Genomic DNA, 9,474 nt, shown 5'->3' with positions numbered 1-9,474 from the left:
AACGTGAGGCATCTCGGGCCAACATGACGGATCAGCTGCAAGGTGGTGCTCGGAAATGACACTGATTTCTGTGGACCCATATTGATTGATCAATCTCGCGTTCGGGTGTGCTTCGAAGAAAGCCCTAAGCAGTGGAGTGGCCTGCAATCGTTCGCCGGCTGTATAAAGCTCTCTTAAAGAGGGCAGCTGCACGCGCTGCGTGCTCCAGACTTCTGCAAGATGATTCAATGCTACGAATGGGAGGAAAAGTCGCTCGATCGCCGCCCCGTCCACGAATTCGAGCAAGTCGGAGAAGTGACTGCGGGTCTCTTCCCGCACGAGCACGAGCAGTCCACCGTCCTTCCAACAAATGAACAATTCCTGGCAGGACACATCGAAGTTCAGGGTCGCGAATTGAAGTGTGCGTCGTTTTGACGTGCCAACCCCCGCCAGCGAATTCACAAGCGAGCCGTGGGACATTTCGACGCCCTTTGGGGTTCCGGTTGAGCCGGAGGTATAGATGACATAGGCGAGATTGCGCGATGTGAGACCAAGCTTGCGCGGCTGCGGGTCCGAAGCCGGCCGCTCGCCCCAGGCCGGGGTGGCAGTATCCAGATCGACCACGCTGACATCGGCCACCGCCTCGGCGCCCAGTGCGGTTCGACCGGCGGCATCGCAAAGCAGCAGTTGCGGTTCTGCATCGCCGACAATCTGCCGCAGCCGCGCCGACGGATAAGCTGGATCCAGCGGCAGATAGGCGCCGCCTGCCTTCAGGATCGCCAACACACCAACCACCATCGCCAGGCTGCGTTCCAGGCAGATCGCCACCGGCTGATCCGGCTTGACCCCGAGCTCGATCAGATGATGCGCCAGCCGGTTGGCCCGCGCATTGAGTTCGCAATAGCTCAGTCCCTCCTTCTCATGAACCACCGCCACCGCCTCCGGCGTCTTTTGCACCTGCGCCTCGAACAGCTCATGGATGCATCGTTCCGACGGATAAGGCGCCGCCGTCCGATTCAACTCCTCCAGTAGATAGGTGCGTTCGTCGGTCGGCAGAATGTCGATGCGGCCGACCGGCTGCCCCGCATCGGCCATCACGCCAAGTAACAAAGTTTGCAAATGCTGCGTCATGCAGTCGATCTGCTCCGGCGCTAATCGATTGGCATCAAAATGACAGCGGAAGCTCCCATCTAGAGCGCAAACCTCAAAGGTCAGCAAATCGCCGCATAGGGCATGGCCAGCTCTGTGGCTCGTCGTCAGATCGTCAGCGGCGGAACAGCTCTCTGTCGTGATTGTAATGCCAATCGGCCAAGGCTGGGGCGACCGTAGCGCCTCCACACCTCGCAATGCCGGGCAGCGCGCGATAAGATCCCGGGCAAAGCTACCGTGCGCCCTCAGCTGAGCGAATTCGGCCGCTACGGTTTTGCGCACTTCTTCAAAATCATGAGCAAGCTCAATGGTAACGTCCATCGGCACGACAGAGGCGATCAACACCTCCACCGCTTTGGAGCCAGCTTGCGATCCATCCGATGCAAACTTCCATCCCAGTTGAAGCTCTGTTTCGCCCGTGATACGGGCGAGATAGATCAGCCAAGCCGTTACCAAGCACTCCGAGCGATCGAGTAGGGACAGTTTAGCCAAAGCGCTTGGACTGAACCACGGACTCGACTGCCATCGGGGAGCCGCTGCAGCCACGGACGATGACAGGAAAGGAGGATGCAATATTCTAAACTGCCCGAGCCGCTGTCGCCAAAAATCCTCCCGAGGCGCCAGCAATTCATGGGTGGCAGTTATGCTCTGCACCTGTTCATCGCTCAAGATCGGAAGGCGACTACCTTCATCCACATTGAAGTGCCTGGCGAGGGCTCGCGCGTCCAGCATCTGCCCATCGGGTTCGCCAAAGCAAACGTCGACATCCTCTGTACCCGTCGCCACACGCCAATGGCTGGAGTGGACTTCAAGCAGGGAACCTGCCGGAACGCCCGAACTTCGAGTCAATACCTCCAGGTGTCTGACTGTGACAGCCTGATCGCCTAGGAGAGCCTTGGGCAGACATACTGGATTGGGATGATATGGCCCAAAGCCTAGGACCCGTGTCATCGATGACCTCTCTTGCGCGGATTGATCCCATCGCAGACAGCCTGCCGAATTTGGGCGTCGTTGTCTCGGAAAATAGCTTCTGTCCACGAGCGCCTGCGGATAGGCCGTAAGCTTCCCTTTCTCGAGGCGAGTTAAGAGCTCGCGGAAGCCCTCGATCGCGGCTTCATGACATTTGAGGTTCAGGGTCAGTGCCGTATCGGTGGGCGCAATCAGCACTTGGCGCTGAACCACGACGTCACCCCTATCAACACCATCATCGATCCGATGCCACGTGATGGCATATTCGGTCTCTTGCGCCAGCAGCGCCCAGGACGTCGCGTGCGCTCCCGCATATCGTGGCAATGGACCGTCGTGGTAATTGAAAGCACCTCGACGCACTCGCCCAAACACGACCGGTGGCAATATGAACGGATTGGCAATGGAGAAAATCCAATCCACCGGCTCAGCCTTCAAAAAAGAGGCGAGCTCTTCAACACTTTCCATGCACGGAATGTTGGCACGAGTCGCCCACTCAGTGAATATGGCGTCGCCACACAGGGCCGCACCAATGACGTGGTCCATCGCCATTGCCAGCTGAGCACAGCGGATAGCGGGCGTACCACTGCCAACAAACACGCTGGAGGAGATTGATCGCGCTACAGGATGTCTATCCCGATCGCCTGGTTCGTAGGCGCTCCCGCGCCCCAGAGAAGACCGATGGGCCATCTTCACCCCTCCAGCAGTTCACCCACCATGCTGGGCAGTTCCCTATCTAGCGCCGAAGCACGTAATCGCTCACACTGGTTCGGATCTGCTCGGCGCGTAATCTGGCGTGCGTTGATGTGACGAACCTTGCGCCGAGCCAGATCTCCCCAATGTCCCCGCCAAGCTCCCGCGTCACCAAATATCGTCGCCGGCAGTATCGCAGCTGCCACTCAAACCTCGTCTGAGTTTCCGCTGAGCGTGATCATCGGACGACTTCTCCTCTGTGCCGCCTTCCAGAGGATTACGCATGGATCGTGCCAAAGGTGAAATCGATCTCAATCAATATGATAGCAATAATACTGCTATGTCAGTTATCCGACGTCGCCGGACATCGTACCATTGAGCGCGCTATCAATCGGCACAAGCCTCCGGAATCTCGCCTGATGTGTTCCGGGCAAAGAAAAGTGGACCTGGAATGCCAAAGTGATTTTTCCAGGCCGGCCGCGCACCGCCTTTTCGGGTGCGACTCTCCTGAAATTCGTACGAACGAATTTTTTTCTGAGGTCCGCGCCGTGCGGTACGGATGGTGTTGGATCGCTAAGATGAATGTTTCTCGCAATTAGCGGCGGTTCAATGTGAAATTGGCGTTTCTTCGCCTTGCTCAATATGCCGAGCCTGCCGGGTCGTTGAGCTTGTGGCGCTCGGTTCCGTTGAGGGGCGGGTTGAAGATGCTGACGAGGATCAGGTCCTTGTCCCGTCCCCCGCGCAGGAGATGCTTGTCATGCTTGTCAAGCACGTACATGTCGCCCTTGCGAATCGGGAAGACATTGCCGTCCATGTCCTCGACCTCGCCCTCTCCGGCGATGCAGTAGCAGGCTTCGAGATGATTCCGGTATTGCAGAAGCGAAACGGTGTTAGCGCGCACCACGGTGTGGCAGATGCTAAAACCCATGCCGTCCTTATCCGTCAGAAGGCGGTGGCTAGTACCATTGCCCCAATCGACGAAGTGATCGGTCGCTTCAACATCGTGCAGGCTACGCACAATCATAGTGTTCGATTGCGGGATACAGGTTAAAGTCACTATTGCGGAAGCTGGAGGCCGGTTGTTCTGACCTGGAAGCGCGGCGTCCGCGCGCTCCCGAAGCGGAAAGGCAAGCTATGATTATTTGGACGGTGCAGGCCGGCAAAAACCTGCCAATCCATGTTCGTCATCGCCGCGTGCCGGGTAGCGAAAAATTCATTTTGATCTAACTCGATCCTCGCAATCCTCCTATTGCGCGTGCGACGGTGGACGCGGAATTCCGTCAGAACAACCAGCCGCCGGTCGCGAAGAACACGTGCAGTAGTCCTGCTACACCCAAAAGGCCTACCGCTCCCTCGGCGGCGACTACACAAAAATATCGGCGTGAGGGTATTACGCAGCCGAGCCGGAGACGGGCGCGTACTACCGTGATGTTCCCACGTCTGCGCGGTACCGCCGCCTGCGTTGGTATGGTCCAGAAGGCGGTTGGTGTTGCCGGTCACATAAAGCGTTTCCGGTCGCAGATTTAGCAAGTTGTTTCCTTCCTTCGCTGTGCCTCGCGGCACGGCTCCGCAGCCTCTCAGCTAATGAAGCAAATCTCATGCCACGCTCGTAGACAGATAAGGGATAAATATGTTGCTGTTTTCAGCTCATTAGCGAGTGGAAGGATTTAGCTGGGCAGTGAGGCCAATCTGACAAACTGCCAAGGTATGGCGGGATGGGGCAAATCCGCGAAGAGAACCGGTCGGACAGGTGCGGCTGACCTTTGTCGTTAATCCCGCTAGTGGAAGAGCCGCAGATTGCATTCGAAAACGTCTTATCCTCAAGCCGATCTTGGTCATGATCGTGGTCTTGCCGCCGATGATCGGCACTACCCGCGTCAGCCATTCCGGACGATCGGTTCACCGGCGGACGGTGCTGGGTCGACGTTCGATCAGATGCCGGGTTTCCGTCCCAGGTGCTGGGCGACGTGTTGCGCTTTCCACCGGAGTGCGGGAAAGGCTTCGATGCGTTTCTTCACGTCGTCGTCGGTGGGAAGCGTGTCGACTTCGATGCTTCCGCGATCGTAGAGCGCGTCGAGGAAGGCGAGCTCTCCGTCGTCGTACTTGAAGAGCGGCGCCAGTTTCTCCTGGCATTCCGCCAAGATCCGGTCGCACCATTTCTTCGGGCCGCCGTCCGCGTCGAAGATGCCGTTCTTGACCACGGACACCAGCTTGTTGTTCAGGTCGTTGAGATCGTATTTGTAGTCCTTCAGCCACACTGTTCGCCAATCCAGATCTCTTGCGGCGGCGCCGATCGCAAGCGCTCCGACCTTCACTTGCGCCCAATCGATCTCTTCGTTCTGCAGCAGCCTCCAGGCGTCGTACAGATCGCGCGATGCCCGCCGGGCCACCAGGGCGACGATCTTGCCGGCGGCGATTTCGTGGAGATCGACCACGCCTACGTTCGTGGCGATGTAGTCGCCGAGCTTCGCAGAATCCATCCTCTCCCAGCCGAAGAACGGAGTCCGGAAGAGATAGTTCACGTCCACTTCCAGCGTACCTGGACGCCGATAGGCCGACACGTACCTGAAGCGCCACTTGCCACCGGCGTGTTCGGCAGAAGGATCGCGGGCGATTTCGTACCCCTTGCTCTGCAGGAGCGCGGGAAGTCGCACATTGATGATCTTGGAATCCCGCAGCATGGCTTCTCTATCCGCGGCGCCTACGTAGTTCAGATCGATGTCGACGGAAAGCCGGTCGAGTTCGAGATAGAACAGGTTGAGCGCGGTGCCCCCTTTGAGTGCGAGCAGCTTGCCGAGCTCGCGATCGTTCGCGATCTGGTGGAGCACGTCGATCAACCGGATGACGCGCTCGACCGAGGCCGGTTGGAATTTGACGTCGGTGGCGATCTTTTCGAGGCGTTCGACCGAGATCATGGCATCATCTCCGGCGACATCCCTTCGAAGGACGGGTTCAGGAAATCCGGAGGCAGGACAACGTTCCAGCCTTCCTTAGCTTGGCCTTGGGCGTCGCTTCCCAGCGCGGGCCGCGGCGCCGGCGGGGCCGCGCGCTTCAGTTCGTCCAGTACGTGCGTGTCGACGAAGAGTTCGTCTTTCCGGCTCTCGAGCCAGGCGCCGCATACGCCGACGAGCGTCTGGTTTCCGCGACCAAGCGCGAACTCCGCGAACTTGCCGACGTCGAATGCTTTGACGCTGTGGAGTGCGTTTGCGAGTTCCTCGACGCCGCCGGTCAGGTCCGGTCGCTCGATGCAGTCGACGAGCGTCCGCTCGACGCCGGTCGCGAGAACGTCGAGGCCACGGCGGTCCATCGTGATCGTGCCGGACATTTCCTCGGAGCGACGGCGCAGCGATGCGGGTTGCGCGACGAACCGGACGGGGCCGACGAGCGTCTTCATTTCGCCCGGGCGACCTCCGCTGAGGAGTTGGGTCTGAGAGCTTTCCGAATAGGCGAGCCCGTGCAGTTCAAGTGCGGTGTGGTAGGCGACGACGCCATCGGCGCGTATGCGCGATGCGACCAGAATCCGGTCGGGATGGAAGTTCGCTGGATTCAGGTGCCGCGGCACGGAGGCGTACACGCCCGGCGCGACATGGCGTATTCGTCCGGAGGCGGCATGATATTTGAGCAATGAATCCGACGAAGAGAACGGCTGGCCGGGAGACACGGTTTTGCGGAACTCGGTCCGAGTGAACACCGGGTGAGAAGACAGGAACCTTTCAACTTTCCCCTTTTTCCCCACCATTTGATGAGCTCCTTAGGGTATATAATACCCCAAACCTTGCATTACGCAAGGCCACATAATTCAACACATATATTGGGGTATATAATACCCTAAATAAAGCAACGAAATGAAAGCTCCCCAAAGGCGAGGGATTCAGTCCGCCACAAGGAAGCCAAAGCGACGGAACCAGCGCCATCATGGCGCTGCCAGCATTGCACTGTTGCTGATCTTCGGCGGCACGATGCCGATCATGATTGCAGTTGGTCTATCTGTGCTGATGCTGTTGATGATGAGCGACTGCTCCGGACCAACCGGGTCGCCGCCGCCCTCGAGTGGGGTTCCACTCCCACCTGAACCTGGGCGCAGCTCGTATTAAGCTCGTTTCTAAAATGATCTTTGCAGTGCGAGCGAAGTTCCTTGCAACTATCTCCGAGAGGGATGATGGTTCCAACATCACGGGCCGTGGGTAATCCGTAGCGCGGTTGGCAGAGAGACCGACAGTTCTCCCGCCTGCCAAACATGGGAGCCGAGCGCCATGAGCGAGCTCCTACTTTCCAAGCAAATTGATCCTCTGGACAAGCGTTTCTGTGAGGAAGCGGATCGATTGCGGAAGGTAGCCCGTGGCACTCCGCCAGATGTTGCGCGCGACAGGCTTATTCTCCGGGCTCGCCAAGCTGAGGCCGCTTGCCGGGTGACGGAGTGGTTAGCCTCACGGGAGCTCTGGGCACCAACCTGAGAGGGCCGCCGCGTAGGTAGCATCTTTGGCTGAACCTTTCCTCGCGCCGGCAGGACGGATCAGTCGTCCGTGAAGAAGTCCCCAAGGCGTTGAGCAGGAATCGGTTTTTGACGCCGCCAGGGAGTTTGAGATTGCAAGCTTTCGAGAGTTGAAGCCGCGAAAGCTTGCGATTTCGTCTTAAGGATTTCCTCGAATCGCTGGTCATGATTCCGTGGTCGCAACGGAGGGGACGATGCGACGCCGGAGACGACGGGGGAAGGCGATCTGTTTTGCGCCAGGCTGGATCAGGTCATCAATCTGAAGCATGAGCTGGTGCAGCTCGCCGCCAAGATCGACTAGGAGTGGATCGATCAGGAGATTGCGACGCTCTACAGCGAGAATGGCCGGCCGGGGGATCGAGACCCGCTTCGTGCATCGTGATCGGGCTGTTGCTGCTCAAGCACATTTACGGCCTGTCCGATGAAGCGGTGTGTGAGCGCTGGGTCTATGACCCGTATTTCCAGTACTTCACCGGCTTTGAGTTTTTCCGGCACGCGTTTCCGCACGAGCGTTCCGACCTCAGCCATTGGCGCAAACGACTAGGCGACAAGCTTTCCCGACCGACGCCACGCTGGTCACGGAGCCCGAAAAGGCCGGGGTCGGCGTGCCAATGCTCGATGTTCACGATTTCTCCGAGCGTGTCGCGCGAAAGCGCGCCAGCTGCAAAGCTCCAACAGCCAGCAGATGCGCCGCCAACGTCATTCTCTCCGCCGTCGGCTGGCCACAATCTCCGCCTCGTCCTCGCCTGGCTGAGGCTCCTGTTGCGCCTAATCTGGAACGTCTTGTCGCAACTCCTCACCGCCTCGACCGCGCTCAAATGGGCTTCTTAACGGACGACGGATCAATATCCGGGATTTTGTTAGTACGCTCTCGGGCCGCAAGGCCACGCCGCCTGTAAGATTTTCAACGGGCGGCGTAGCTTTGTGGCCTTACTCCTGGAACGATATCCAAATGAGGGTCGTTGGTTTTCAGGTCTGTGGTGCGTAGCTTGAAACGCCAAGTTTGCATCATCCACCCGGAACGGCCCACAGTCGAACGCGCGGTTGGCGGTGGGCCGATGCAGCCGCACGTTGGTCCCCTAAGAGTTTGCCCCTTTTTGAGACAAAGTTGTCCCCCGAGCCCAAAAACAATCGAAAACACGCCGATTCGGCGGGTTTCCAGTTTTTGCCATCGCAACCGATCGGCCAGGCCTGCCCGACCCTGATCATCATCGGCATCTTCGGCTGCCGTTTCATAGGCGCGGCGCCGCTGCTGCTGCCGGTGATGATCGTCCGATGATGAGCGTGACGATGGTCGGCTTCGGCTAGAAGAGTTCCCGGAACCCAGTCTTTCAAGCGGGGCGCTTTGGTACTTTTGGTCGCCAGATTGCTGGAGGAAAGGCCACGACGACGGTGCCTTTCGACTCCGGAACTTTTTCATCGATCTACGGAACCCATTGACAATTAATCATCTTATTGCCCCACGCATCAAACTAGTGTGATTGGACAACATCAAACTAGTGTAATTGAACAACACACCGGGGAACGTCGGCTGAGATGACGGGCGGGAGAAGGCCCGGATCGTGGTGGGGAGCTTTGAGGAAAGTATAGACCTCTCCGAGGTCGCACGGCGCAATGGCCTAGCCCTTGGGCTGCTCACGGTGTGGCGACACCAGGTTGCGGCGGCGGAAGCGGGCAACGCGCCGAACTCTCCGCCAATCCAAAATGATACGGAGAGCACCAGCAAAGCCCGCGAACGTATGTCGTTGGCAAAGGAGATCAGCAGGGCGCCGATTAGGGCCTGGGAGATGATCAAGCTCGAGCTGAGTGGGACGCCATCTGGGCGAGCCGCGAGTGGAATTGACGACGCTGTCTACGGTGCTGGCGGCGCTTCGGGCATCCGGGAATTGCACTTAGGTCCATCAAAGTGGTGCTGCCGACACGGCCGGTCACCTTTCGCAAGTCGGTGCGCACGCCGTCGGCGTTGGTGAACTGCGCACGGAGCCTTATTGCGGCGATGTCTTCATATTTCGCAGCAAGCGCATGACAGAGTGACGCTCAGGGCGTGAGACGGCAGCGGCATGGTGCTGGTAACGAACTTTCTGCGCCGCTGACTGAAAACCGGTGCAGTACTTGATGCCGGCGACGGTCGCAGAGAAGGCGTGGCGCACCGAACCCAGCAGGACCAATTCGCCTTAGCCACCAATCTAGTACCC

At 58.6% G+C, this 9,474-nt stretch carries 5 protein-coding genes and 1 pseudogene; 2 read left to right on the top strand and 4 right to left on the bottom strand.

The features are described from left to right. From H8A95_RS39165 to H8A95_RS39150, 4 genes are all read right to left on the bottom strand, one after another. A partial coding sequence (locus H8A95_RS39165) for an AMP-binding protein (protein ID WP_229187907.1) occupies positions 1–2,640 on the bottom strand: 2,640 nt, incomplete at its 3' end. A 784-nt stretch (positions 2,641–3,424) separates the two neighbouring features. Continuing rightward, entirely contained in the window at positions 3,425–3,811 is a 387-nt protein-coding gene (locus H8A95_RS39160; protein ID WP_229167910.1) for an ectoine synthase, read from the bottom strand. Between the two features lie 907 nt (positions 3,812–4,718). Beyond that, complete coding sequence (locus H8A95_RS39155; protein ID WP_229187906.1) at positions 4,719–5,702, bottom strand: nucleotidyl transferase AbiEii/AbiGii toxin family protein; 984 nt, start codon at positions 5,700–5,702, stop codon at positions 4,719–4,721. After that, a complete protein-coding gene (locus H8A95_RS39150) occupies positions 5,699–6,526 on the bottom strand; it encodes a type IV toxin-antitoxin system AbiEi family antitoxin domain-containing protein (protein WP_229167908.1) in 828 nt (275 codons plus the stop codon). Before H8A95_RS39150 ends, H8A95_RS39155 begins: the two co-directional genes overlap by 4 nt. A gap of 979 nt (positions 6,527–7,505) precedes the next feature. On the opposite strand from H8A95_RS39150, the pseudogene H8A95_RS39145 reads away from it, so the two are divergent. Together H8A95_RS39145 and H8A95_RS39140 are read left to right on the top strand one after the other, a co-directional pair. Further along, positions 7,506–7,834: pseudogene (locus H8A95_RS39145) on the top strand (transposase); the annotation flags it as partial. Positions 7,835–8,387: 553 nt separating this feature from the next. After that, entirely contained in the window at positions 8,388–8,558 is a 171-nt protein-coding gene (locus H8A95_RS39140; protein ID WP_229167907.1) for a hypothetical protein, read from the top strand. The last annotated feature ends 916 nt before the right edge of the window (positions 8,559–9,474 follow it).

It is taken from the genome of Bradyrhizobium oropedii, assembly GCF_020889685.1.
GTDB lineage: Bacteria > Pseudomonadota > Alphaproteobacteria > Rhizobiales > Xanthobacteraceae > Bradyrhizobium > Bradyrhizobium oropedii.
This window is presented reverse-complemented; position numbering and strand designations above follow the sequence as displayed.